21 protein-coding genes are annotated in these 24,210 nt (G+C 59.9%); 8 read left to right on the top strand and 13 right to left on the bottom strand.

Features of this window, described 5'->3' with window-relative positions; genetic code table 11:
- Nucleotides 1-3: 3 nt before the first annotated feature.
- The 10 genes from SBC1_RS00535 to mgrA form a co-directional block, all read right to left on the bottom strand.
- Entirely contained in the window at nt 4-891 is an 888-nt protein-coding gene (locus tag SBC1_RS00535) for a MoxR family ATPase (RefSeq protein ID WP_165986900.1), read from the bottom strand.
- Between the two features lie 101 nt (nt 892-992).
- Nucleotides 993-1,793, bottom strand: a complete 801-nt coding sequence (locus SBC1_RS00530) for a xanthine dehydrogenase family protein subunit M (protein ID WP_165986898.1) — start codon at nt 1,791-1,793, stop codon at nt 993-995.
- Between the two features lie 41 nt (nt 1,794-1,834).
- A complete protein-coding gene (locus SBC1_RS00525) occupies nt 1,835-3,160 on the bottom strand; it encodes an IS110 family transposase (protein WP_165092324.1) in 1,326 nt (441 codons plus the stop codon).
- 263 nt (nt 3,161-3,423) lie between these two features.
- The gene (locus SBC1_RS00520; protein WP_165986896.1) at nt 3,424-5,847 is read right to left on the bottom strand and encodes a xanthine dehydrogenase family protein molybdopterin-binding subunit; all 2,424 of its coding nucleotides are present in this window, start codon (nt 5,845-5,847) and stop codon (nt 3,424-3,426) included.
- A gap of 90 nt (nt 5,848-5,937) precedes the next feature.
- Complete coding sequence (locus SBC1_RS00515) at nt 5,938-6,414, bottom strand: (2Fe-2S)-binding protein (protein ID WP_165085477.1); 477 nt, start codon at nt 6,412-6,414, stop codon at nt 5,938-5,940.
- Nucleotides 6,415-6,599: 185 nt separating this feature from the next.
- A complete protein-coding gene (locus SBC1_RS00510) occupies nt 6,600-7,214 on the bottom strand; it encodes a hypothetical protein (protein ID WP_165986894.1) in 615 nt (204 codons plus the stop codon).
- Nucleotides 7,211-8,401 (bottom strand): PAAR domain-containing protein, encoded by a 1,191-nt coding sequence (locus SBC1_RS00505; protein ID WP_207958418.1) that lies wholly within the window; start codon nt 8,399-8,401, stop codon nt 7,211-7,213. Before SBC1_RS00505 ends, SBC1_RS00510 begins: the two co-directional genes overlap by 4 nt.
- Nucleotides 8,402-8,596: 195 nt before the next feature.
- On the bottom strand, nt 8,597-9,994 hold the full coding sequence (locus SBC1_RS00500) for an amino acid permease (protein WP_165085469.1): 1,398 nt from the start codon (nt 9,992-9,994) through the stop codon (nt 8,597-8,599).
- Nucleotides 9,995-10,347: 353 nt separating this feature from the next.
- Nucleotides 10,348-11,118, bottom strand: a complete 771-nt coding sequence (locus tag SBC1_RS00495) for a ferredoxin--NADP reductase (protein WP_089166527.1) — start codon at nt 11,116-11,118, stop codon at nt 10,348-10,350.
- A gap of 602 nt (nt 11,119-11,720) precedes the next feature.
- On the bottom strand, nt 11,721-12,764 hold the full coding sequence (gene mgrA, locus SBC1_RS00490) for an L-glyceraldehyde 3-phosphate reductase (RefSeq protein ID WP_165085466.1): 1,044 nt from the start codon (nt 12,762-12,764) through the stop codon (nt 11,721-11,723).
- Between the two features lie 249 nt (nt 12,765-13,013).
- On the opposite strand from mgrA, the gene SBC1_RS00485 reads away from it, so the two are divergent.
- Nucleotides 13,014-13,853 (top strand): mechanosensitive ion channel family protein, encoded by an 840-nt coding sequence (locus SBC1_RS00485; protein ID WP_165085464.1) that lies wholly within the window; start codon nt 13,014-13,016, stop codon nt 13,851-13,853.
- 33 nt (nt 13,854-13,886) lie between these two features.
- A complete protein-coding gene (locus SBC1_RS00480) occupies nt 13,887-14,090 on the top strand; it encodes a DUF3185 family protein (RefSeq protein ID WP_165085461.1) in 204 nt (67 codons plus the stop codon).
- Between the two features lie 20 nt (nt 14,091-14,110).
- Here the strand turns inward: SBC1_RS00480 and SBC1_RS00475 are convergent, their stop codons facing one another.
- Complete coding sequence (locus SBC1_RS00475; protein WP_165986890.1) at nt 14,111-14,875, bottom strand: phytanoyl-CoA dioxygenase family protein; 765 nt, start codon at nt 14,873-14,875, stop codon at nt 14,111-14,113.
- A 960-nt stretch (nt 14,876-15,835) separates the two neighbouring features.
- Nucleotides 15,836-17,023: a methionine adenosyltransferase gene (metK, locus tag SBC1_RS00465; protein ID WP_165085456.1), complete on the bottom strand. Its 1,188-nt coding sequence runs from the start codon at nt 17,021-17,023 to the stop codon at nt 15,836-15,838.
- Nucleotides 17,024-17,319: 296 nt separating this feature from the next.
- Between metK and SBC1_RS00460 the strand changes: the two genes are divergently transcribed.
- The 6 genes from SBC1_RS00460 (at nt 17,320) to SBC1_RS00435 (ending at nt 23,535) form a co-directional block, all read left to right on the top strand.
- Complete coding sequence (locus tag SBC1_RS00460) at nt 17,320-18,204, top strand: lipid A biosynthesis lauroyl acyltransferase (protein WP_165085453.1); 885 nt, start codon at nt 17,320-17,322, stop codon at nt 18,202-18,204.
- A gap of 110 nt (nt 18,205-18,314) precedes the next feature.
- Entirely contained in the window at nt 18,315-19,199 is an 885-nt protein-coding gene (gene dapF / locus SBC1_RS00455) for a diaminopimelate epimerase (protein ID WP_165986889.1), read from the top strand.
- Between the two features lie 29 nt (nt 19,200-19,228).
- Nucleotides 19,229-19,948 carry a DUF484 family protein gene (locus SBC1_RS00450; protein ID WP_165092997.1) on the top strand — a complete coding sequence of 240 codons (720 nt, stop codon included), beginning with the start codon at nt 19,229-19,231 and terminating at the stop codon, nt 19,946-19,948.
- 1 nt (nt 19,949) lies between these two features.
- Nucleotides 19,950-20,870: a tyrosine recombinase XerC gene (xerC, locus tag SBC1_RS00445; RefSeq protein WP_165986886.1), complete on the top strand. Its 921-nt coding sequence runs from the start codon at nt 19,950-19,952 to the stop codon at nt 20,868-20,870.
- Nucleotides 20,871-21,068: 198 nt separating this feature from the next.
- Nucleotides 21,069-22,271, top strand: a complete 1,203-nt coding sequence (locus SBC1_RS00440) for a class I SAM-dependent rRNA methyltransferase (protein ID WP_165085444.1) — start codon at nt 21,069-21,071, stop codon at nt 22,269-22,271.
- Nucleotides 22,272-22,455: 184 nt separating this feature from the next.
- Nucleotides 22,456-23,535 carry a GTP-binding protein gene (locus SBC1_RS00435; RefSeq protein WP_165085441.1) on the top strand — a complete coding sequence of 360 codons (1,080 nt, stop codon included), beginning with the start codon at nt 22,456-22,458 and terminating at the stop codon, nt 23,533-23,535.
- Between the two features lie 131 nt (nt 23,536-23,666).
- On the opposite strand, the gene SBC1_RS00430 is transcribed toward SBC1_RS00435, so the two are convergent.
- Nucleotides 23,667-23,873: a hypothetical protein gene (locus SBC1_RS00430; protein WP_165986884.1), complete on the bottom strand. Its 207-nt coding sequence runs from the start codon at nt 23,871-23,873 to the stop codon at nt 23,667-23,669.
- Between the last annotated feature and the right edge of the window lie 337 nt (nt 23,874-24,210).

Raw genomic sequence — 24,210 nt, 5'->3', positions numbered from 1 at the left:
CGTTCAGGCCGGCGCGGCGAGGCACTGCGCGATCTCGGCGGCGTCCACGCGCGCCAGATCGTCCTGGTACTTCAGCAGCACGCCGAGCGTGTCCTGCACCGATTGCGGATCGAGTTCACTGACAGATAGCGCCGCCAGCGCCCGGCACCAGTCGATGGTCTCCGCCACGCCCGGCGCCTTGAACAAATCGAGCGTTCTCAGCCGATGTACAAACGCTACCGCTCGCGCCTGCAAATCCACACTGGCTTCGGGCGCACGCGCCGCGACAATCTGGAGTTCCACATCGCGAGCCGGATAGCCGATCCATTGATATAAACAGCGTCGCTTGAGCGCGTCGTGGACCTCGCGCGTGCGATTCGATGTCATCACGACCAGCGGCGGCCGCTCCGCGCGCACGGTTCCATATTCGGGTATCGATACCTGGAAATCCGACAGCAACTCGAGCAGGAAAGCTTCGAACGGTTCATCGGCACGATCGATTTCATCGATGAGCAGAACACGTTGAGCGGCCGGATTCGAGGGATCGGGCATGAGCGCTTGCAGCAACGGGCGCTTGAGCAGGAATTCGCTTTTATAGAGCGAATCGTTCGATGGCTGTTCGCCTGCCGCCTCGGCAAGCCGCAGCGCCATGATCTGGCGCGGGTAGTCCCATTCGTAGAGCGCGCTGGCGGTGTCGAGACCTTCGTAGCATTGCAGCCGCAGCATTTGCGTGCCGAGCATGCCAGCGGCCGCTTTTGCCAGCTCGGTCTTGCCAACGCCCGGTTCGCCTTCGAGGAAAAGCGGGCGCTGCATTTTCAACGCGAGGAAAAGCCCCGTTGCGAGTTCGCGGCTGGCGAAGTATTGCTGCCCGCTCAGGGCGGCGAGGGTTTCGTCGATGGATGCCGGGTCCATGAGGTTCCTGGGTCTGGATGGGTCAGTGTTTGTTTCGCTCGCGCCGGGAGAACCCCAGCCCGTTCATCGGCGCGAGCAAAAAACCGGGGGCGGACGAAAAGCTAAAACGCATTGGCCCTGTCGACCGCTCTCCCCGCAAGAATCGGAATCAAATGCGCCCGATACTCCGCGCTCGCGTGCATATCCTCGTTGAGGGTATCGGCGGAAATCGATGTGCCGCGCGCCGCCGCAACCGAGAAATCCTTCGATAACGCATCCTCCAGTGCCGACGCCCGAAACACGCACGCTGCCGCGCCCGTGATGGCTACTCGCACACCGCCAGCATGCTTCGCAACGAACACCCCAACCAGAGCAAAGTGCGACGCGGGATTGCGAAACTTCTCGTACCCGGCCCGCTCGGCAATCGGAAATTCAACCGACGTAATCAGCTCATCGGGCTCCAAAGCCGTCTCGTACATGCCAAGGAAATAGTCATCGGCGGTGATACGCCGTCTATCCGTCACGATAGTCGCGTTCAACGCCAGCACGGCCGCCGGATAACACGCCGCCGGATCGTCATTGGCAAGCGATCCGCCGATCGTCCCGCGCTCGCGAACCTGCCGGTCGCCAATATGACCGGCAAGGTCAGCCAACCCCGGCAGCGCGCGCTGCACCTCCGGGTTTGCAGCAACCTGCGCATGACATACCGCACCGCCAATAGTCACCTTGTCACCCGTCACAGTAATGTCCTTCATCGCGCCGATACGCGTCACATCCACCAGCGCTGAAGGCTGCGCGAGCCGCAAGCGCATGGTCGGCAGCAAGCTCTGCCCGCCCCCGAGATATTTGGCGTCATCGTGTTGCTTGAGGAACGCCACCGCTGCGTCGGACTTGTCCGGCCGTTGGTAATCGAATGAGTACATGTCGAAGTCCTCTTGAGAAACAATTAGGATAACCCCATGTTTCAAGGGGTTTGCGCGGCTGGGGTAATCTGGAAGCCGAGAGCAGTCGCGCGGCGCCTGAGGGCATCGATGCTGCGTTGACGCTGCTGTTCTTCGTAATGCTGCTGGCCCTGGTCGACGAAGGCTTCGCCCCGCGTGAGCATGAAGTACACCATGCGGGCGAGCTTATGGGCGACGGCGGTATTCGCACGCGGCTTGTCCATACGTGAGCACAACCGCCGATAAAACGCGCCCAGCGCCGAGTCGTTGCGCGACAGGCTCATCGCGGCCAGCTTGAGCGCCTGGCGCACCCGGTTGGTGGAACGCCGGGTGCGCGCACTAAGCACCTTGCCGCCGCTGACCTTGGTGCCAGGACACAGTCCCAGCCACGAACAGAAGTGCTTGACGTTGGCAAAGCGACTCAGGTCCGGGCCGATCTCCGAGAGTATCGTCATTACCGTGGTGACCGCCAGGCCGTTGATGCGCGTCAGGTCCACGCCCGCCCAGCGCGCCAGGGCCGTGCGTGCATCAAACTGCGGGGTGTTCTTGCCGCGCCGCTTGCCCGGCCCGCTGAGTTCGACCTCGTGGCAGCCCAGTGGCGCCAGTAACGCCTCGATCTTCGCGTCGCACTCGAGCACCCGCTGGGCCAGGCTGTCGACCATCGCCAGGGCCTGCCCGAGCACGAACAGGTGCTCCTCGCGCCAGTTGCCTGTCAGCGCCCGCTCGATGTCGCGCTCGCTGGCCTTGACGCGGCCGTTGCGATGCCGGGCCAGCACTTTGGGGTCACGCTCGCCGGCCACAATCGCCCGCACGATCGCCTGCCCGGTCATGCCCATCACGTCGGTGAGCACCTCGGTCAGTTGCAGGTTCATCTGCACCAGCGCCTTCTGCATGCGCTGCACCCAGTCGGCCTGTTCGGTGAGCAGCACCTCGCGCTGACGGACCACCGCGCGCACCACGCAGACCTCATCGCCCGGGCGCCAGGCCGCGCGCAGCAACCCCAGGCTCATGAGCTTCTGCAGCCATTGGCAGTCCTGCACGTCACTCTTGCGTCCCGGTACGTACTTCATCTGCCGCGCGTCGACCAGCCACACCACCAGTCCGCGCCGCTCTAGCACCTCGTAGACCGGGATCCAGTAGACCCCGGTCGACTCTAGTGCCACGGTGTCGACCCCGCACGAGAGCAGCCAGTCGGCCATCGCGTTCAGGTCATCGGTCATCGCCCCGAATTCACGCACCGGCTCGTCATCTGCCTGTCGGGGCACCGCTACCCAGTGGCTCGAGCCGCCCACATCGATCCCCGCTGCGTTCGGGAACACCTCGTCTTCTTCTCGCTTGCGCATCGCCATCGCCTGCTCCAGAATCGTGAGTGAACGGCAGCGCCATGGGAATCGTCGAAATTGACTCGATCTCTTGAACGGGATGCGGCTTGCGCCGCTCACCACTGTCGCCGACGAATCCCGGACCATGCTCTTAAGCGGGCTCACTCCACGGCGTGCATGCCGCGAGCGCGCACCATTGGTCTGCCGGTCATCGCAGCGCTGCCGTTCACCGGTATACCTCATCTCCGTTTCTCCGCCAACGCCGAGCCCGGCACGGGCTTGAAATGCTCTTAAGCAGCGGGAGTCGAAGCGCCACGAGCGGCCGATGCGTCGGCGGCTGCATGCATCGCAGCCCATACGCGGTGCGGCGTGGCAGGCATCTGCAGATCGGTCACGCCAAGCGGCGAAAGCGCGTCAATGATCGCGTTGATCACCGCCGGCGGCGAGCCGATCGCACCCGCTTCGCCGCAGCCCTTCACCCCAAGCGGGTTATGCACGCAGGGCGTCCCCTTCGCAGTTTCCACATCGAAGTTCGGCAGGTCGGAGGCGTGCGGCATGGCGTAGTCCATGAACGAGCCGGACATCAACTGGCCGCTCTCGTTGTCATACACGGCGCGTTCTAGCATCGCCTGACCAATACCCTGCCCAATCCCGCCATGAACCTGACCTTCGACGATCATCGGATTGATGATGTTGCCGAAATCATCCACGGCCGTGAACTTCTGGATGCGCGTTTCGCCGGTGTCCTGATCAACTTCCACTTCGCACAAGTACGCGCCCGATGGATACGTGAAGTTGCTCGGATCGTAGAACGCGTTTTCGTTGAGACCGGGTTCGAGTTTGTCGAGCGGGAAGTTGTGCGGCACGTAAGCCGCCAGCGATACCTCCGCGAACGCCTTCGTCCGGTCGGTCCCTGCCACGCGGAAAATGCCGTCCTTGAATTCAATATCTTCCGCCGATGCCTCCAGCAAATGCGCCGCGATCTTCTTCGCCTTGTCCTCGATCTTGTCGAGCGCTTTCATGATCGCCGAACCTCCAACGGCGATGGACCGAGAGCCATACGTGCCCATGCCGAACGGAATCCTGCCGGTATCGCCGTGGACGATCTCGATGTTGTCCATCGATACCCCCAGCCGGTCCGCCACCACTTGGGCGAAGGTGGTTTCGTGCCCTTGCCCGTGGCTATGCGCGCCGGTGAATACGGTGACCGAACCCGTGGGATGAACGCGAATTTCGCCGGCTTCGAACAAGCCCGCCCGCGCGCCCAACGCGCCCGCCAGATTCGATGGCGCCAGCCCGCACGCCTCGATGTAGCAGGAATAACCAAGGCCGCGCAGCTTGCCGTTTTTCTTCGATTCCTCACGTCGCGCGGGGAACCCTTCCACATCGGCTATTTGCATTGCGCGGTCGAGCAAAGCGGAGTAATCGCCGGAATCGTAGGTCAGGCCAACCGGCGTGGTGTACGGCCACGAACGGATGAAGTTGCGCCGTCTCAATTCAGCCGGATCGATGTTCATCTCGCGCGCCGCCGTCTCCACGATACGTTCGAGCACATAGGTCGCTTCGGGACGTCCGGCGCCGCGGTAAGCATCGACGGGAACCGTGTTCGTGAAGACCGCCTTCACCTCGGCGTAGATCGCGGGCGTGGCGTACTGGCCGGCGAGCAACGTGGCGTAGAGGATGGTTGGAATCGCGGACGCGAACGTCGACAAATACGCGCCCATGTTGGCCGTCGTGTGTACGCGAAGGCCCAGGAACTTGCCGTCGGCGTCCAACGCGAGTTCGGCTTTCGTGACGTGATCGCGGCCATGGGCATCGGAGAGAAATGCTTCCGAGCGCTCGCACGTCCACTTGATAGGCCGCCGGACTTTCTTCGACGCCCACGTCAACGCCACATCTTCCGCATAGAGATAAATCTTCGAGCCGAAGCCGCCGCCTACGTCCGGCGCGATGATCCGTAGTTTCGACTCAGGCAAAGACAACACAAACGCCGCCATCAACAAACGCTCGACGTGCGGATTCTGGTTCGCGACGTACACCGTGTAACTATCGTCGGACTTCGAATAACTCGCGTTCACGGCGCGCGGCTCGATCGCGTTCGGCACCAGGCGCTGATTCACGATATCCAGCGTGGTCACGTGCGCGGCCTTGGCGAAGGCGGCGTCGGTGGCGGCTTTATCGCCGTGGCCCCAGGTGTAGCAGAGGTTGTTCGGCGCTTCATCGTGGACTTGCGGCTGGCCGGGATCGGCGGCGGTGGCGGTATCGACGACGGCCGGCAGCACGTCGTAGTCCACCTCGATCAACTCGATTGCGTCCTTCGCTTCCTTCACCGATTCCGCAACGATCAACGCCACCTGATCGCCCACGTGGCGCACTTTCGTATGCGCGATCACGGGGTGCGGCGGTTCGTTCATCGGCTTGCCGTCGATATTGTGGATCAGCCAGCCGCACGGCAATCCGCCGACGCTTTCGCCGGCCATGTCCGCGCCGGTGAAAATCGCGACGACGCCCGGCGCTGCTTTGGCCGCGGTGATGTCGATGCTGCGGATGGTTGCGTGCGCGTAGGGCGAGCGCAGGAAGACGCCGTAGGTTTGCTGGGGAAGGACGACGTCGTCGGTGTACTGGCCGTTGCCCGTCAGGAAGCGATAGTCTTCCTTGCGTCTAACGGCAGCGCCGATCATGTGATGGGTATCGGGTGTTTCAGGGGCGTTCATCGCGGACTCCTGTTCAGGCGCGAATCTTCATTTTCATCGGAAAGGTGAGTGCGGCTTCGGTAAGGCTTCGCTGGAAGCGCGAGCGGCGGCTCAGGGCGCGGCCTTCATGGCCTGGGCGCCCTGCACTATCGCTTTCACGATGTTGTGATACCCGGTACATCGGCAGAGATTGCCGTCGAGTTGTTCGCGGACATCGGCTTCGGTGAGATCGGGTTTTTGCGCGGCGAGGGAAGTCGCGCTCATCACCATGCCGGGCGTACAGAAGCCGCATTGCAGACCGTGGCACTCCTTGAACGCCGCTTGCATGGGGTGGAGTTCGCCGTCTTTCGCGATTCCCTCAATAGTCGTCACCGACGACCCGTCGGCCTGCACGGCGAGGATATTGCACGACTTGATGGCGCGGCCATCCAGGTGAACGGTGCATGCGCCGCACTGGGCGGTGTCGCAGCCAATGTGCGTGCCCGTGAGACGCAACTCCTCACGGAGAAACTGGACTAGCAGGATGTGGGGTTCGACGGTTGCAGTAACGGCTTTGCCGTTGACCGTCAGACTGATGCTGAGCGCCATGCTTCTGTCTCCTTCGGAAGATAAACAGCCGAAGCTCACTCACCGCCTTTGTTTCACTGACCTTGCGGACTTCACGACTGTGAGGGTCTGGCTGGGTTCGTGTTTATTTGTTGTATTTGTTGCAGCAATGAGTAAAGCACAAAACGAAGACGGTCGCTATTGGGCTAAAGGCGGGTGGGGGACGCTTAAATGTCGCGAATCGTCCTTTTAAGCCTTTCCCAGAATGTCGTCTGCGTTTTGTCCTGCACGGCGCCGGAGGACTGGGGAACCGATGGGGCTGATTTCAGCGGAGTGGCATTCGTCGACGAGGCGGTTCGTGACGCGTCGCCAATATTGGGTGGCATAGCGCTTCCGGACTTCGGAACCGGCGCCGCGGGCGATGGGGGGCGCGGCGCGGTCGACAGAGAACGGACAAATCGATGGTCGGGTCCATACGCCGTTATCGAAATGGAGGATGCCTCTTTAAAGGGAACTGACTTTCCGTTGTCGTCCACAGAAAAAACATCGAACTCAACTATAGGGATGCACCACTTCGCTTTGTCACGGGAAACTTCCTTCTCATTCTCATCCAGGCAAAGAAATTTGAACGAATCGGGATAGTCGTCAGCAGTTTTTCGCTTGGGGACGTCGTTCCACGACTCGATAAATGTGATGGTGCCGGGGTGCGACGAGGTCGCCGTTTGAAAGCCTTCCAACGAAAAATCTTTTGGCATTATTTTTCCCTCTATCTTTGTCGAGCATCCAGTGGCGAGCGCAATCGCTGTCGCTACAGCAGTAATAAACCCAAGCAGCTTCGTCATTTGGTAAGTGAATCGAAGTAAGCAAATCTCGCCGGATACCGCTTCCGGCCCTCTCCCTCACACGGTGTCCCTTTGCTCGACCAATACATATTTCCCGATTCAGCAAAGTCTTCGTTCACGTTCCGTCCCGCATATTGCGACGGCGCCTGTCCGTCGCTAGCAATCGCATCCTCGAAACGTTGCTTCATCGCAGGATCTTTCCAAAGTGCCTCACTCACCTGATGTCCTGTTTCATGGAGCATCGTGCTGTCGATGTATCGCTGCGGGATTTCGCTGTGGCCCTTCCACGCGGGCCACGGATAAAAAGCGATGCCCTGTTTGAGGCTGGCGGTCGCGGCCGATGAGAAGTCTGGTTGCCCATAGTCGCGTTGCCAGATCGCGTCTTCCGGATTCGGACTCGCATTGGTCGTGATTTGACCGATATTTTCCAAGTTCTGCGATGGCAACTTCTCCAGCGCTTTCGCGAGTTGACGCTCTCTGATCATCGGCAGGCCGTCCGTAGGCGGCTGAGTCGGCACGAAGATCGGAATCTGCTTACCATCGACCTTCGCTTCAAATTGCGTTGCGTCTGCTTTACCGCCCGCCGGGAAGTCAGCTTGGGTTGGCTTTCCAGGTGAAAGGCTCACGGCATTTCGCGAGACGTAAAAACCTGCTGGTGCATCAATTCGACTCTTTGAACCATCGAGATATGAACAATCAGTTGCCGGTTGACCGCTAGGGCCGGTCGCTGGATTACTGTCGGTCGATTCAACTGGAGTCTGTTCCGCTAGCCCTGCAGGCAGCGGTGATTTTTGGAGCCGCTTGCCCGTCGGCGAAAAACCCATTGCAGCTAACTCGTGAGACTCGAACGACATAAACATGCCGCTCTGTGAAGAGATCAAATGCGGTTTTGGATCGCATTGGCAGTCGCAGAGATCATCGTGTAAGGCCGGATCTTTGCCCATCCATTTCCCGGGACGGCGTAGACCCCATGGAACGATGATGCCGATGGTATTGCAGACAGGACAACGGACCTTCGCGTAGAGATAGGTGAGATACACACCGCCGAATTTGATCTTATCGATACCTTCGATGATCGTCGCTCCGTTGGTCGCTACATCGCCAACTTTCAGGTAGTTTCGTCTCACAGGTTCTTTGCCTTTATTTATTGGATTAGAACCATGAGTTTTAGCGGGAGCTGTCTTCACAAGTGAATCAGAGAAATCGGAAAGTCGCGACCGAAACGAATGAACAACGCCCTTGCGGACCTGAGATAACCGTCTGCGACCATCAATTCTCTGAAACTGCTCGCAACTGTGCAAAAGCCGTTTCAACTTAAGTTGAAACGGCTTTGTGTGCTCCGAAACTCCTGCCTCGACAGTCGCCCGCTGGCTAAGTGAAATTCACTCCACCCCGCGCCCTAGTTTCGAATGCCAGCGCGAATAGCTGAAATAGATCGCCAGCCCGAGTGCCAGCCACACCACGAATGCAATCCACGTCACGGCCTTCAGGTTCAGCATAAGGAACAGGCAAGCCGCAACCGCCAGCACCGGCACGACCGGTACGCCCGGGCAACGGAACGCACGCGGCAAATCAGGATGCGTACGTCGCAAAATCAGCACGGCGATAGACACCATCGAAAACGCGGCCAATGTGCCGATATTAATCAGTTCCGCCAGCACGTTCAGCGGCACGAGCGCACCAATCAGCCCGAAGAACAGACCTACGAGCCACGTCGTAAAGAACGGCGTGCCGAACTTCGGATGCACCGTCGACAGACGCGCGGGCAGCAAGCCATCGCGGGACATCGCGTAGATGATGCGGGTCTGGCCGTAGCTCATCACCAGAATCACGGTCAGCATGCCGAGCACCGCGCCCAGATCGATGAAACCCGCCACCCACGTTTGCCCCACTACCTGCAACGCGTACGACACCGGATGCGAGATGCTGGCGAACTGCGCCGACGGCACGATGCCCGTCACCACGGCGGCGACCGCCACATACAGCACGGCGCAAACCGCCAGCGACGAAATAATGCCGATCGGCAAATCGCGCTTCGGATTCTTCACCTCTTCCGCCGCCGACGACACCGAGTCGAAGCCGATAAACGCAAAGAACATCACGGCCGCAGCGCCGAACACGCCGTCCCAGCCGTTGGGCATGAACGGATGCCAGTTCGCCGGCGTGACATGGAACACACCCACGCCAATCACCATCAGCACGACCGCGACCTTGATTGCGACCATCACGTTGTTCACGCGCGCGGATTCCTTGATACCGATCGACAGCAACGCCGTGATCACCATCATGACGAGAAACGCGGGCAGGTTGAACAGCGTGAAATGGCCCGGTACGGCACCGGGCGCGGCTGTCAGCATAGTGGGCAAACCGATGCCGAAGCCCGACAGCAGCGACTGCAGATAACCTGACCAGCCCACCGACACGGCGGAGGTCGCGAGCCCGTATTCCAGCATCAGGTCCCAGCCGATGATCCACGCGGCCAGTTCACCGAGCGTGGCATACGAATAGGTATAAATGGACCCGGCGACGGGAATTGTCGACGCAAACTCCGCGTATGCGAGCGCCGCGAGAGCGCACGCAATGGCCGCGAGAATAAACGACACCATCAGCGCCGGACCGGCTTGCACCGCGCCGGTCCCGGTGAGCACGAAAATCCCCGTGCCGATAATCGCGCCGACACCCAGAAACGTCAGATCGAGCGCCCCCAGCGTTTTTTTGAGTCCGGCGCGCTGCGCGCCGGCGAGCATGTGCTCGATGCTTTTCTTGCGGAACAGGGACATGAACGGGTGACTCCTCAAACCTCGAGCGCGGCGCGCTAAATCGATTGGAAAACCTGCGATTTTATCGGATTGAGGAGGTTAATCGTCGCAAAACGTTGCACACAACGGAATTTTGACTTCCTGGCGTCAGCGAATTTCTTTTGAAAACGTTTTAAAATTGCGTATTGGAGCAGTTTTTGGATGAGATCGGCTTTTGTACGTTGAATCAGTGGCAAAAGCCGCTTTTTAGGGCATCTTGTCGCAACGCGGAGTTGCATAACGCGATCGGTTGATGAACCGTCGAAATGAAAAAACCGAAGCACAAGGGCTTCGGTTTTTGTTTTCCAGCACGCCAGCGAGACAGCACACAAAGCTCAGCCGACGAAAGCCTTCTCCACAACGTAATGTCCCGGATGATTGTTGCTGCCTTCCTGGAAGCCCATTTCATCGAGGAGCTGACGCGTGTCGCGCAGCATGTGCGGACTGCCGCAGAGCATCACGCGGTCGTTTTCCACGGAAAACGGCGCCACGTCCAGATCGGCGAACAGTTTCTTCGTCTCGATCAGGTCCGTGATCCGGCCGCGATTGGCAAACTCTTCACGCGTAACCGTCGGGTAATACACCAGCTTTTCCTGGATCAACTCGCCCAGATGCTCGTGTGCCGGAAGGTGCTCGGTGATGAAATCCTTGTACGCGAGTTCATCGACGAAACGGCAGGTGTGCGTGAGCACGATCTTGTCGAAACGGTCGTAGACGTCCGGGTCCTTGATAATCGACATGAACGGCGCCAGGCCCGTGCCGGTGGACAGCAGCCACAGCGTCTTGCCGGGCAGGAGGTTGTCGGCGACCAGCGTGCCCACTGGTTTCTTGCCGATCAACACGGGATCGCCGACCTTCAAATGCTGAAGACGCGATGTCAGCGGACCATCCTGCACCTTGATGCTGAGAAATTCGAGATGCTCTTCGTAATTCGCGCTCGCCAGGCTATAGGCGCGGAGCAGCGGCTTGCCATCGACTTCGAGGCCGACCATGGTGAACTGGCCGTTTTCGAAACGGAACGCGGAATCGCGCGTGCAAGTGAAGCTGAACAGCGTGTCTGTCCAGTGATGGACGCTTAGAACGGTTTGAGGATTAAGGTTGCTCATGGCTTCATGGATAGTGCGGAATCAGGGCGGCGCAGTAGTGCGTTCCGGCGGCCGTTGTCTGGCTAACTTGGGCTCGATTCCGGCGACAACACCTCGAAGGCGCAACGAAAGCAATGCGTGATGCTAAAGCGGAATTTCTGGCGGCACGCGAGAACCGGGCCGATTGCTGCCGCGGCCCGCGCGTTCGGAGCGAATGTTCCGCATTCCCCGCTTGCCTCACGCGCAATCGCTTATTTTACCGCACACGCGATTTCTGGGTTCGAGGCGCGCTCTTTCCACACGCGGCACTGAGATGACCGGCCGAAAGAAGAAATCCGCAGGCTCGTCCGGACCCGGCTTTAGGGCGTACGAAGTAATCGCGAACGAAGCGAGCGTTCCGGAGTCCGCATGATAGCAACCCACGCGGACAGCAAGGCAAAGGCCCTGCTGCCGTCAGGCTGGTTTCGTCGAGGTCGGAAGACAATTGGCATTGCCGACAGGTTTTCACCTTGGCGTTGCAGCCAATGCCGCGCCAATCCTCGGTGTCGAAGCAACGTTGGCGGCTTCGAGCAACAGCCGGGAACGCAGCCAATGCCGCGCCCCTTCTGCTCACCGGAGCGGATTCAGACTCGCTGATCCGTCGACGGCTTTTCCCACAGGTTGATCCCGCCTTCGGTCGCGTGCTGATCGATTTCGGCGAGTTCTTCCTTCGAAAACTCCAGGTTCTTCAACGCGCCGACGTTCTCCGTCACTTGTTCAGGACGGCTCGCGCCGATCAGCACCGACGTCACGCGCCCGCCGCGCAACGCCCACGCCAGCGCCATTTGCGCGAGACTCTGACCGCGCCGCTGGGCGAGTTCGTTGAGCTTGCGCACGTGCTCGATATTCTTCCCGCTCAAATGCTCCTGTTTCAGCGACCCACCGCCCGGCTTGTTGACGCGCGCATCGGCGGGAATGCCGTTCAGGTATTTGCCCGTCAGCAGTCCCTGCGCAAGCGGCGTGAACGCGATACTGCCCGCCCCTACGTCGTCGAGCGTATCGAGCAGATCTTCCTCGATCCAGCGGTTCAGCATGTTGTACGACGGCTGATGAATCAGCAGCGGCACTTTATGCTCGGCCAGCAGCTTCGCCATCTCGCGCGTTTTAGCCGACGAATACGACGAAATACCCACGTACAGCGCCTTGCCCGAATGCACGGCGGTCGCGAGTGCACCGGCGGTTTCTTCGAGCGGCGTGTCGGCATCGAAACGATGCGAATAGAAAATATCCACGTAATCCAGGCCCATGCGCTGCAGGCTCTGATCAAGCGACGCCAGCACATATTTCCGCGATCCGCCGCCTTGGCCGTACGGCCCCGGCCACATGTCCCACCCCGCCTTCGACGAAATCAGCAATTCGTCGCGATACGGACGGAAATCGTCCTTGAACAACCGCCCGAAATTCGTCTCCGCGCTGCCGTACGGCGGCCCGTAGTTGTTCGCTAGGTCGAAGTGCGTAATGCCGAGATCGAACGCGGTGCGCAGGATGTCGCGCTGCGTGGAGATCGGCGTGGTGTCGCCGAAGTTGTGCCAAAGACCCAGCGACAACGCCGGCAACTTCAGGCCGCTTTTGCCACAGGTGCGGTAAGCCATCTGCGAATAGCGTTCGGAAGCTGCTTCGTAAGCCATGACGAATCCTCGAATTGGTGAAGGGGCAAATGGGGTGCGTAAGCACAGACAAGCAACAATCGCGCGGAACGTGTCGTCTGACGTGCGCCGAGTCCGTCATGTTAGCGAATCGCGCGGACTCGCGTCGGGCTTGACCCGAAAGACTTCAAGGCTATCCCGATATTCGGGACCTGATCAAATGGCCAGCAAAGGGAACGATTAGGGGGCGGACCCAGACCAACCCTGTTCATTCGAATGAGGAGAAGTTTCATGGACCCGCTGGACAAACTACGCCCTGTCTACGATTTTTTACTGACAGCAGGCGTGACGTACGGATTCAACGTACTGATGGCCATCCTGATTTTGCTGGTCGGGTGGTGGGTATCGAACCGCGTGGCAAACGCGGTGAAACGCGCGCTGGCCCGCACGAACGCGGACGCCACGTTCACGCCCGTCATGGCGAGCCTGGTGCAATGGGCAATCCGGGTAGTCGCCATTGTTGCGGCTTTGGGCAAATTTGGCGTCGCGGCGGCCAGCATCCTGACCGTGCTCGGCGCGGCCGGACTGGCTATCGGCCTCGCACTGCAGGGCACGTTGCAGAACATTGCTGCAGGTTTGATGCTGTTGCTGCTGCGGCCGTTCAAGGTCGGCGATTACATTGAAGGAATCGGCGCGACTGCCGGAACCGTAAACGAAATTGGCCTGTTCACCACGCGTCTGACCAAAAGCGACGGCGTCATCATGTTCGTGCCGAACAGCACGATCTGGGCGAACCCGGTCACCAACTTCACCGCGAACGACCGGCGACGCGTGGTGTTGAACGTGATCATTCCGGAGGGTCAAAATATAGAAGAGTCGCTGGCGTCGCTGCATCGGATTGTGGATACCGATCCGCGCATCATCATCGACGACAAGACCAAACCGTGGATCGCCGTCTCTGACTACACCGATACCGGCGTGAAACTGAACATTTCCGTCTGGACGGCCCGGACCGATTATGCGAACGTGCAGGCCGACTTGCTGCGCCAGATCAAGCCGGGCATCACGCCAGCCCCGAAGCCTCCCGCGCCTGGGGCTGATGCGGCGCTGGACGCTCCGGTCAAGGCCTAATAAGCTTGCCGTCCGCACATTGAAGAGATTTTCATGACCAAGGCGATTTCCATTGCACTGATCGTAGGCGGCGTCGTGCTGCTGTATTTCGGCGGCCAGTCGTTCCATTCGCTCAGCAACGACGTTTCGCGCTTCTTCACCGGCTCGCCAACCAACAAGACGATCTGGCTGATCGCGGGCGGCATGGTCGCCATGCTGGCCGGGCTTATCGGCCTGGCGATTCCCAGCAAACGCTGACACGCGTTCAGGCGTCGGTGTCAGATCAACGGCACGTCTTCCATCGACGCCGACCGGGTTCCCGGCAACGGCAAGTTGCTGGCGCCCCGAAAGGTGTAGACCAGCGAGAATTTCACCTGATCGGTGAGATTCTTGCCAGCCGAGTGCAGCGTGTTGCAGTGGAAAAACACAACGTCGCCAGCGTTCAGTTTTGGTGACACCGCGCTCCGAATCAGCACCTCGTTCTCGGGCAGGTCGGAACGGAAGAACTTGGCTTTATCGAAACGTTCGGACGTGAACGTCAACTTGTGCGACATCGGCACGAACCACAACGCGCCGTTTTCGACCGTCTCGTTACCCAACGCCACCCACGCCGACACCAGGTCGTCCCGCTCGAAGTTCCAGTAACGCACGTCGCGATGCCAGCCGGTCAGGCTGCCGTAAGCCGGATGTTTCGTCATCACGCAGTTGTGATGGGCGCGCGAAAGTGTTGCCGCCTCGCCGAAATACACCTCCATCCAGCCACGCACATCGGGCGACGTGGCCCACGCGGCGAATCGCGGATCGCGCCCGTAGGCATCGAGCAAGCGGCGCACGGTATGTCCACCGGGCGCGTCCTTCGAACTCGGCGCGCCGGGATATTGCAGATCGGCCTCGAACTCCACGGGCGTCGCCGCTTCCACCAGCTGCTGCCGCGCTACGTTGCGCATGGCTTCACAGCGTTCCGGCGTGACGAGGCCGGACACCACCACGTAGCCGTTCTCACGCAATGCGCGGACTTGTTCCATCTTCGATTGATTCGGCATATCGACTCACAGGGAAAGCGCCTGGCCGGCTTGCTTCATCAGGCATACATCCTGTAAGGAAACCGGCAAATTAGGGCGAATACATCGATTGTAAATCGCCCGGGCGGTCCGGCGCTCCGTCCTGCGGGTTTCGGGACGGCGAACACTTGTTCGAACATCCGTGCGGGAAAATGCCGACTTCCGGTAGTAACATTTCTTCTATAACCTGCCGTCGTGCATTGAGAGAGCACATCGAAAATCGCTTTCGATGAAAATCTATTAAATAAGTGCGCGATTCGAGCTCGCAACTTTTACTGTGTTCAATCGATCAAACTGTTGAACGCTTTTTTTGATCCGACTATTGTCGGGTTGCAGCCATTGCGAACCCGAGCCTGTGAAATCCATGAATATCCGTTTCACGAATCGTCTTACCCGTGCCGCCGTCCGTGCGGCACGTCCTGCCGGACGGAGTGTTGTTCGGGCTTTGCGCCATCACTCCGCGCGCACTCAATTGCTCGCAGGACAATTCAGGAATACCCACCCCGTCGATGGCATTCGCTCCTGGTTTCACGGATTTTTTTCGAATCTGCGATTAAGGGCGGCATCGCGACAAGCCGCATTTAAAGCGCTATTGCGAAAACCAACGCAATTACGCGCGCCCGTGGCTAAATTGAAACTGGCGCCCGGTGTAATTAATACGACAAGCCGTCGTCCGCGCAGGCTTTCGACCAGCGACGAATGGTTTGCGTTTGCTGTCCGCTGATCTGCCTGCTGGTTACTTCTGAAGACCCAACACGTTAGCTGGAACCTGACTCCACGCGTGTGCGCTTTTGCTGCTGCCTGTACCGGATGATGCAACGCGTTGCGCACAGCGGACGTAGCCGTGTCCAACGCATGAACAGAGCGTGCCAACAGCGCACTCGCAAAAAAGCCCGCTGAGCGCGACGCTCAACGGGCTTTTTATATACTCAAACCAGACACTCAGGCCGTTTCAGCAACCGGTTCCGTACCGGCGGCTTCCGCCAGCAGGAGCGCCTTGTCTGTGGCTTCCCACGAGAATTCCGGCTCTTCACGGCCAAAGTGGCCGTACGCTGCCGACTTCTCATAGATCGGACGCAGCAGGTCGAGCATCTGGATGATGCCCTTCGGACGCAAGTCAAAATGCTCGAGCACGAGTTCCTGGATCCTTTCATCCGACACTCGGCCCGTGCCGAACGTGTTGACCATGACCGAAGTCGGACGCGCCACGCCGATTGCGTAGGACACCTGGATCAGGCAACGCGAAGCCAGTCCTGCCGCGACAATGTTCTTCGCGACATAACGGCCGGCATACGCTGCCGAACGATCGACCTTCGACGGATCCTTGCCCGAGAACGCGCCACCGCCATGAGGCGCCGCGCCACCGTAGGTATCAACAATGATCTTGCGCCCCGTCAATCCGCAATCGCCTTGCGGACCGCCGATCACGAAACGACCGGTCGGATTGACCAGGAACTTGATGTCGCCCTTGATCAGCTCGGGCGGCAGCACCGGCTTGATGATCTCTTCGATCACGGCTTCACGCAGCGCCTTCAGTTCGATGTCTGGTGCATGTTGCGTGGAGAGCACGACGGTGTCGATGCTATGCGCCTTGCCATCGACATAACGCACAGTGACTTGAGACTTCGCGTCCGGACGCAGCCAGTTCAGGCGACCGTCGCGACGCAGATTCGCCTGACGCTCAACCAGCCGGTGTGCCAGGTGAATAGGCAGCGGCATAAGCTCGGGCGTTTCGTCGCATGCGTAGCCGAACATCAGGCCTTGGTCGCCTGCGCCCTGATCGAGATTGTCGTCATGAGCGGCGTCCACGCCTTGCGCAATGTCCCGCGACTGTTTGTCATAGGCGACAAGCACCGCGCAACCGCGATAGTCGATGCCGTATTCCGTGTTGTCGTAGCCAATACGCTTGATGGTGTCACGCGCGACCTGGATGTAGTCGACGTTCGCTTGCGTGGTGATTTCGCCCGCCAGAACGACAAGACCCGTGTTGCAAAGGGTTTCGGCCGCGACGCGCGAATACTTGTCCTGCGCCAGGATGGCGTCAAGGATGGCGTCGGAGATCTGGTCGGCTACCTTGTCCGGGTGGCCTTCGGAGACGGATTCAGAGGTAAAGAAGTAATTGTTTGACACGCTTCAGACTCCATTTGAGTACGGGTAAGTTGCTCACGTAGCCGACTTCGTCTGGAGTCTGAAGCGGCGACGCTTTAGCGGAAAACATGGTCCGGATAGCACCGTCAAGCGCTATCCGGCTTCGCCCCGCAAGTTGTCCATTAACTCGGCGAAGGTTTTATTATAGCGGCTTCTCACTTTTGTCACAGAGCCGAACGTTTGCTGCCAACCCAGAAATACCCTCACCCGCGTCATGCCCGGAACGCTCCCCGGCAAAGTCGAACCCCTCCTCTCTTCCGGACCCATGGGAGCGTCACATGTTAGGTCGCATTGGCGTCGCGCTGGCGGTGGGCTTCCTGAAGCTGCTCGCCCTCATTCCCTACGGCATCACCGCACGTTTCGGCGACGGTCTCGGCTGGCTGCTTTATCAAGTCCCGAGCCACAGGAAACGGATCGTTCATATCAATCTCAGCCTGTGTTTTCCTGAGTGGACGCCCGAGCGCCGGGAAGAAGTCGCTCAGAAGCATTTCCGGCACGCGATCCGCAGTTACGTGGAGCGCAGCGTGCAATGGTTCGGCTCGGCGGAGAAACTCACCAAGCTGATCCAGGTGGATAGCGAGGTCGATCTCCTCGATCCCGACATGCCGCCCACGTTGTTGCTCGGCTTTCACTTCGTCGCGATCGAGGCGGCTTCGGTGTGGATCAACTACTCGCTGCACAGGCCCTGCGGATCGCTGTATCAGCCGATGTCGAACAAAGCGCTCGATGACATAGCGAAGAAGCAGCGCGGCCGTTTCGACGCCGAAATGGCGAGCCGCGCGGACAGCGCTCGGATCGTGCTGCGCTGGCTGCGTGATCGCAAGCCCGTCATGCTCGGCGCCGATATGGACTACGGCATGCGCAATTCCACCTTCGTGCCGTTCTTCGGCGTGCAAGCATGCACCCTGACGGCGGTCGGCCGCCTGGCCAAGACCGGCCACGCGCAAATCATGCCGTTCGTGGGCGAAGTCCTGCCGAACTACAAGGGTTACCGGCTGCGAGTATTCAAGCCTTGGGACAATTACCCGACCGGCGACGATGCAGCCGACGCCCGCCGCATGAACGCGTTCCTTGAAGAGCAGGTCCGCCTGATGCCCGAACAGTATTACTGGGTGCACAAGCGCTTCAAGACGCGGCCGCCGGGCGAGCCGGGCTTTTATTAACGCCCTTGCACCAGTCTCCGGGAAACAATCGAAGATTGCTGCACAAGATTGGGCTCATCCCCCATTCGGTCTAGTGCATGCCGTTGCTGCGCGTCACTTACAATAGCGTCATGAAACTCGAATTCACCAAAATGCATGGCGCGGGCAACGACTTTGTCGTGCTCGACGGCTACTCCAAACCGCTCTCGCTGAGCGGAGCCCAGGTGCGCGCGCTTGCGGACCGGCATTTCGGCGTCGGCGCGGATCAGTTGCTGCTGGTCGAAAAACCAGACATTGAAGGCGTTGATTTCAAATACCGCATCTACAATTGCGACGGCGGCGAAGTGGAGCATTGCGGCAACGGCGCGCGCTGCTTTGTGAAGTTTGTGCGCGACCGTGGCCTCACCAGCAAGACGAGTGTTCGGGTGCAGGTACATCACGGCGTGATCGTGCTGACCATGCAGGAGAACGGCGACGTGGTGGTGGACATGGGCCGTCCTGAGTTTGAACCTGCCTTGGTGCCATTCAGCGCTGAAGGATTGCAAGGCCGCAACGAGGGCGCCGACACCCTCTGGCCGCTCGACGTACAAGGTGAAACGCGCTGGATCTCTGTGGTATCCATGGGGAATCCGCACGCCGTACAGATCGTGGCCGACGTGGAAAATTCACCCGTGCTGATCGAAGGACCGGTGATCGAACATCACGCGCGCTTTCCGAAGCGAGTGAACGCGGGATTCATGCAGATCGTGAATCGTGGCGCGGTGAAGCTGCGTGTTTTCGAACGTGGCGCGGGCGAGACGCTGGCGTGCGGCACTGGTGCATGCGCAGCGGTCGCGGCGGGTATCCGGCGCGGACTGCTCGACTCGCCGGTGCAGGTCCAGACTCACGGCGGCGTGCTGACCATTGCCTGGGAAGGCGCGCACAACGCCGTGGCCCCGCTCTTCATGGCCGGCCCCGCCACCACCGTATTCGAAGGCGAGATCGAGCTTGATCCCACGCTCGCTCGCGCCGACTGACCGTCAGGAACCCGATGCTGCCCGATACCATGAATGAACGTGAAGTCGCCGACTACCTGATCGCCAATCCGGATTTCTTTGCCGAGCACGCCGAGTTGCTGGGCGCGATCCGGCTGTCCAATCCGCATGGCAAGTCCGCGGTGTCGCTGCAGGAACGCCAGATGCAAATGCTGCGCGACAAGAACAAGCAGATCGAGCGCCGGTTGGCCGAATTGCTTCGTTACGGACACGAGAACGACAGCATCGCCGCGAAGTTTCATCGATGGACCATTCGCGTCATGTCCGAACGCGATCCGCATGCGCTGCCGAAAACCATTCCTGCTGGCCTGTGTGAAATCTTCGAGGTGCCGCAGGCCGCGCTGCGCGTGTGGGATGTCGCAGAGCCCTACGCGCAAGCCGAATTCGCGCGGACCACGGGCGAAGAAGTCCGCTCCTTCACGAGCGGCCTGACCACGCCATATTGCGGGCCGAACACCGGCTTCGAGGCTGCACAGTGGCTGACATCGGCGAGTTCGGTCTCGGTGGCATCGGCTACAACGGATGGTGTCGTGGACACCGCGAACACCACCGAATCCATCGCCCTGCTCTCGCTGCGTGATCCGGCCGCCGGTCCCGAAGCGCCCGCGTTCGGCTTGCTGGTCCTGGGGTCACCCGATCCGCGCCGGTTCCACGAAGGCATGGCCACCGACTTCCTTACACAGATCGGTACGCTTGCCAGCGCCGCGCTCAGCCGCTTGCTGCCCCACTGACATGACCGACGATCCGGTAGCCGCCTATCTTTCGATGCTCGAGCACGAGCGGCGGTTATCGGACCATACGTTGCGCGGTTATACACACGAACTCGACGAGCTGAAGAAGTTGGCCAACGGCCGGGCGCTGGAATCGCTGACCGCCACCGACATGCGTGGCGCAGTAGCGCGTGCTCATGGCGGCGGGTTGTCGGCGCGCTCAATTGCGCATCGGTTATCGGCGTGGCGGGCGTTTTATCGGTGGCTTGCGGAGCAGGTTGAAATGCAAGCCAATCCGGTCGCGACCGTGCGTGCGCCGAAACGCGCGAAGTCCTTGCCCAAGGCACTTTCCGTCGACGACGCCAACGCGCTGATGGAAGCACCCCAGGCCGACACGCCTGAAGCGCTGCGGGATCACGCCATACTCGAACTGTTCTATTCGTCCGGCTTGCGGCTCGCCGAGCTGGTCGGGCTGGACGTGCATTTCGTGCAATCCGAAGGGTATTTGTCGGCCGGCTGGCTCGACCTCGCCAGCGCTGAAGTCAATGTGCTCGGCAAGGGAAACCGGCGGCGGTCGGTGCCCGTAGGCAGCAAGGCAATCACCGCACTGCGCGCGTGGATTGAAGTGCGCGGGCAATTCGTGAAAGACGATCCGCACGCGCTATTTCTATCGGTGCGCGGTAACCGGATGTCGCCAAACGTGGTCCGTGATCGGGTGAAACGCATGGCTTTGCTCGCCGGCGTGCCGTCGAATGTGCATCCGCACGTCTTGCGGCATTCGTTCGCCACGCACGTGCTGCAATCCAGCGGTGACCTTCGGGCCGTGCAGGAGCTGCTTGGCCACGCCAGTATCGCGGCCACGCAGGTTTATACGGCGCTCGATTTCCAACATCTGGCTCGCGTCTACGACCAGACGCATCCGCGCGCGAAAAAACGCGACTAAGCCGGCGCAGCCGCAAGCAACAAGATGCGGGCGTGTCGCTGCGCCCAAAAACGTGGCCGACTCACCGTGTTACCGGCATGACCGGCGTACCCCCCAGATTCTCTCGCTGCTAACAGAAACAAAAGAAACAGAACCGCGGCCCGAAACTCCTCAGCGTTCACTTCCCCCGTCCAGTCAGCGCTTTCACCGAAGACCCGAATGAACACCATCACGCTGAAACCGGCGAAAGACAAGTCGCTTGCGCGCCGCCATCCGTGGATCTATTCCACCGCGATAGAACATGTGGAAGGCAAACCCGCGCCCGGTGCCACCGTGCTGATCCGCGCCCACGATGGCCGGTTTCTGGCACGCGCGTCATACAGTCCAGTCTCGCAAATTCGCGCCCGTGTCTGGAGTTTCGACGAAAGCGAGCCCATCGATCACGCGTTCTTCAAGCGCCGCGTACAGCGGGCGATCGCACACCGGCAAACCATGGTGCGCGACACCGGCGCCACGCGGCTGATTTTCGGCGAGGCGGACGGACTGCCGGGTTTGATCGTCGATTACTACATCGCGGACGATGAAAGCCAGCGTGGTCAGTTGGTCTGCCAGTTCATGGCGACCGGCGTGGAACACTGGAAAGAAGCGATCGTGAAGGCGTTGATTAGCGCAACCGGCTGCCCGAACGTGTATGAACGCTCGGACGTGTCTATCCGGCAGAAGGAAGGGCTCGAACAGATCACCGGCGTGCTGGCCGGCGATCCGCCCCCGGCCACGCTGATTGCGAACGAAGGCGGCGTTCGATATCACGTCGACGTCGAACGGGGTCATAAAACAGGCTTCTACATCGATCAACGCGACAATCGCGCGCTTGTCCGCGAATATGCCGGCGACCGCGACGTGCTCAACTGCTTCTGCTACACCGGCGGCTTTTCGCTGGCGGCGTTGAAAGGCGGTGCAAAACGCGTGGTATCGATCGACTCCTCCGGCGACGCGCTGGCCCTCGCCCAGCAAAACGTCACGGCGAACGGTTTCGATCCGCAACGTGCCGAATGGCTCGACGCCGATGCCTTCAAGACCTTGCGCCGCTTGCATGAGGAAGGCGAGCGCTTCGACCTGATCGTGCTCGATCCGCCCAAGTTCGCGCCTTCGCGGGAACACGTGGACCGCGCCGCGCGTGCGTACAAGGACATCAACTTGACCGGCTTCAAGTTGTTGCGCCCAGGCGGCCTCCTGTTCACTTATTCGTGCTCTGGCGCCATTGACGCCGATCTGTTCCAGAAGATCGTGGCAGGCGCCGCGGCCGACGCGAAAGTCGACGCACGTATCCTGAAGCGCCTTGGCGCAGGCGTCGATCACCCGCTTTTAACCGCGTTTCCCGAAGGGGAATACCTGAAAGGCCTATTGTTGCAAATCGCCTGATCGCCCATAGTTGAGCGCTTCGGACAGCGCGCGTTCAGGACAGCACAGAGCGTCCGCTTGACAAATATGTTTCAATAATCGACCGACCGCATGTTTTCGGGCGTCGCGCAGGCGCCTCAGGCCACGCCCGCAGCCCGAAAACATGCCGCACGATCCTTCGACTTTAAAGAACAGGGCGACCACCATGATTCCCGTTACCATCCTGACCGGCTTTCTGGGCAGCGGCAAAACCACGTTGCTCAAGCGCATCCTGAACGACCAGCACGGCATGAAGATCGCCGTGATCGAGAACGAGTTCGGCGAAGAGAACATCGACAACGAGATCCTCGTCCAGGAAACGAACGAGCAGATCATCCAGATGAGCAACGGCTGCATCTGCTGCACGATCCGCGGTGACCTCGCGCGGGCGCTGGAAGATCTCGCCGACCGCAAGAAGGCCGGCACGCTGAACTTCGATCGCGTGGTGATCGAGACAACCGGCCTCGCGAATCCTGGCCCGGTTGCTCAAACGTTCTTCATGGACAACACCGTCGCCGACGAATTCCTGCTCGACGCAATCATCACGCTGGTCGATGCGAAGCACGCCAACCATCAGCTCGACGAGCACGAAGTCGTGCAGCGCCAGGTAGGTTTCGCGGACCGCCTGTTCATCACGAAGTCCGATCTGGTCGACGCCGCCGCGCTCGACGCACTCAAGCACCGGCTGGTTCACATGAACCCGCGCGCCGCGATCAAAGTAGTGAATTTCGGCGATGCCGACATCAAGGAAATCTTCGATCTGCGCGGCTTCAACCTGAACTCGAAGCTTGAAATCGATCCGGATTTCCTGGCGGAAGACGATCACGACCATGATCACGCCGCGCACGACCATGCGCACGACGACGATCACGACCACGCCACCTGTGGCCACGATCACAGCCACGACCATGAGCATGGTCACGCGAATCACCATCACGCGCATCACGACGACAAGATCAAGTCGTTTGTATTCCGCAGCGACCGCGCCTTCGATCCCAACCGGCTCGAAGATTTCCTCGGTGGCATCCTGCAGATCTACGGCGAACGCCTGTTGCGCTACAAGGGCGTGCTGTTTATGAAGGGTGTCGATCGCAAGGTCGTGTTCCAGGGCGTGCATCAGATGATGGGCAGCGACCTTGCCGCGAAATGGCAACCGATCGAAAAGAAGAACAGCAAAATGGTGTTTATTGGTATTGAACTGCCGCAGGATTTGATCATCGACGGACTGACCGCCTGTCTGGTCTGATCGAAGACGCTGAATGCGCTGAATGCGCTGAACCGAAGAAAACCGAAGAAACCGGCGAAACGCGAAGCCCTCACACGGCGGCTTCGCGCCGCCGCGCAATCCGAAAACCTCCGCTTTCGGCACAGTTCTCGCTATTTCTCTCCTGAAGCGCAGCCATTGCGACGCGTTAGCGAGGCTAAAATCGCTGCGCCTTCGGGAGTCGGCGCTTTTTCGCGATGAACGTCGTTGCAATATGTGTTCACGACCACCAAGAACCATCGCTTTTTAAACGTCAGCGCGTTATATTTTTGAGATAACAAACGAATCGCGCCAGTGTTTTGCTCAGGTGTAGTACGCATTTGCGATTCAGTTACAATACAGCCCCACTGGAGAAGCCGGTACACCGGCAAGCCTTGACTACAAAGCCCGGCGCAAGTGCTACTGGAAAGTACCGAAAAGTACTGGAAAGCTGTCCCGCCGGCGCCGCGAGCAACGTTTCACCGTTGTTTTGCAAGCCCCGGCGCGAGAGTGGAAGTGAAAAGTAAGGTGTTGTTCCGAACATCGGACACCGATCGATTTGCTTGAAAATCAGTAAAGGATTGGTCCAAATGAATCGGCCCTGCGTGGCGCTATCCAGCGCCGCGAGAGTCGCAGCCCGTTTAGCGTAGTAAGTGCATGCAGTAATTGTTGGCGAAT

This window comes from Caballeronia sp. SBC1 (assembly GCF_011493005.1).
In the GTDB taxonomy this organism is placed as follows: domain Bacteria; phylum Pseudomonadota; class Gammaproteobacteria; order Burkholderiales; family Burkholderiaceae; genus Caballeronia.
This window is presented reverse-complemented; position numbering and strand designations above follow the sequence as displayed.

What these genes read in the sequence shown, in the direction of transcription:
- SBC1_RS00535 (WP_165986900.1), bottom strand. Translation starts at nt 891, where the DNA reads ATGGACCCGGCATCCATCGACGAAACCCTCGCCGCCCTGAGCGGGCAG.
- SBC1_RS00530 (WP_165986898.1), bottom strand. Translation starts at nt 1,793, where the DNA reads ATGTACTCATTCGATTACCAACGGCCGGACAAGTCCGACGCAGCGGTG.
- SBC1_RS00525 (WP_165092324.1), bottom strand. Translation starts at nt 3,160, where the DNA reads ATGGCGATGCGCAAGCGAGAAGAAGACGAGGTGTTCCCGAACGCAGCG.
- SBC1_RS00520 (WP_165986896.1), bottom strand. Translation starts at nt 5,847, where the DNA reads ATGAACGCCCCTGAAACACCCGATACCCATCACATGATCGGCGCTGCC.
- SBC1_RS00515 (WP_165085477.1), bottom strand. Translation starts at nt 6,414, where the DNA reads ATGGCGCTCAGCATCAGTCTGACGGTCAACGGCAAAGCCGTTACTGCA.
- SBC1_RS00510 (WP_165986894.1), bottom strand. Translation starts at nt 7,214, where the DNA reads ATGACGAAGCTGCTTGGGTTTATTACTGCTGTAGCGACAGCGATTGCG.
- SBC1_RS00500 (WP_165085469.1), bottom strand. Translation starts at nt 9,994, where the DNA reads ATGTCCCTGTTCCGCAAGAAAAGCATCGAGCACATGCTCGCCGGCGCG.
- SBC1_RS00495 (WP_089166527.1), bottom strand. Translation starts at nt 11,118, where the DNA reads ATGAGCAACCTTAATCCTCAAACCGTTCTAAGCGTCCATCACTGGACA.
- mgrA (WP_165085466.1), bottom strand. Translation starts at nt 12,764, where the DNA reads ATGGCTTACGAAGCAGCTTCCGAACGCTATTCGCAGATGGCTTACCGC.
- SBC1_RS00485 (WP_165085464.1), top strand. Translation starts at nt 13,014, where the DNA reads ATGGACCCGCTGGACAAACTACGCCCTGTCTACGATTTTTTACTGACA.
- SBC1_RS00480 (WP_165085461.1), top strand. Translation starts at nt 13,887, where the DNA reads ATGACCAAGGCGATTTCCATTGCACTGATCGTAGGCGGCGTCGTGCTG.
- SBC1_RS00475 (WP_165986890.1), bottom strand. Translation starts at nt 14,875, where the DNA reads ATGCCGAATCAATCGAAGATGGAACAAGTCCGCGCATTGCGTGAGAAC.
- SBC1_RS00460 (WP_165085453.1), top strand. Translation starts at nt 17,320, where the DNA reads ATGTTAGGTCGCATTGGCGTCGCGCTGGCGGTGGGCTTCCTGAAGCTG.
- dapF (WP_165986889.1), top strand. Translation starts at nt 18,315, where the DNA reads ATGAAACTCGAATTCACCAAAATGCATGGCGCGGGCAACGACTTTGTC.
- SBC1_RS00450 (WP_165092997.1), top strand. Translation starts at nt 19,229, where the DNA reads ATGAATGAACGTGAAGTCGCCGACTACCTGATCGCCAATCCGGATTTC.
- xerC (WP_165986886.1), top strand. Translation starts at nt 19,950, where the DNA reads ATGACCGACGATCCGGTAGCCGCCTATCTTTCGATGCTCGAGCACGAG.
- SBC1_RS00440 (WP_165085444.1), top strand. Translation starts at nt 21,069, where the DNA reads ATGAACACCATCACGCTGAAACCGGCGAAAGACAAGTCGCTTGCGCGC.
- SBC1_RS00435 (WP_165085441.1), top strand. Translation starts at nt 22,456, where the DNA reads ATGATTCCCGTTACCATCCTGACCGGCTTTCTGGGCAGCGGCAAAACC.
- SBC1_RS00430 (WP_165986884.1), bottom strand. Translation starts at nt 23,873, where the DNA reads ATGCGTACTACACCTGAGCAAAACACTGGCGCGATTCGTTTGTTATCT.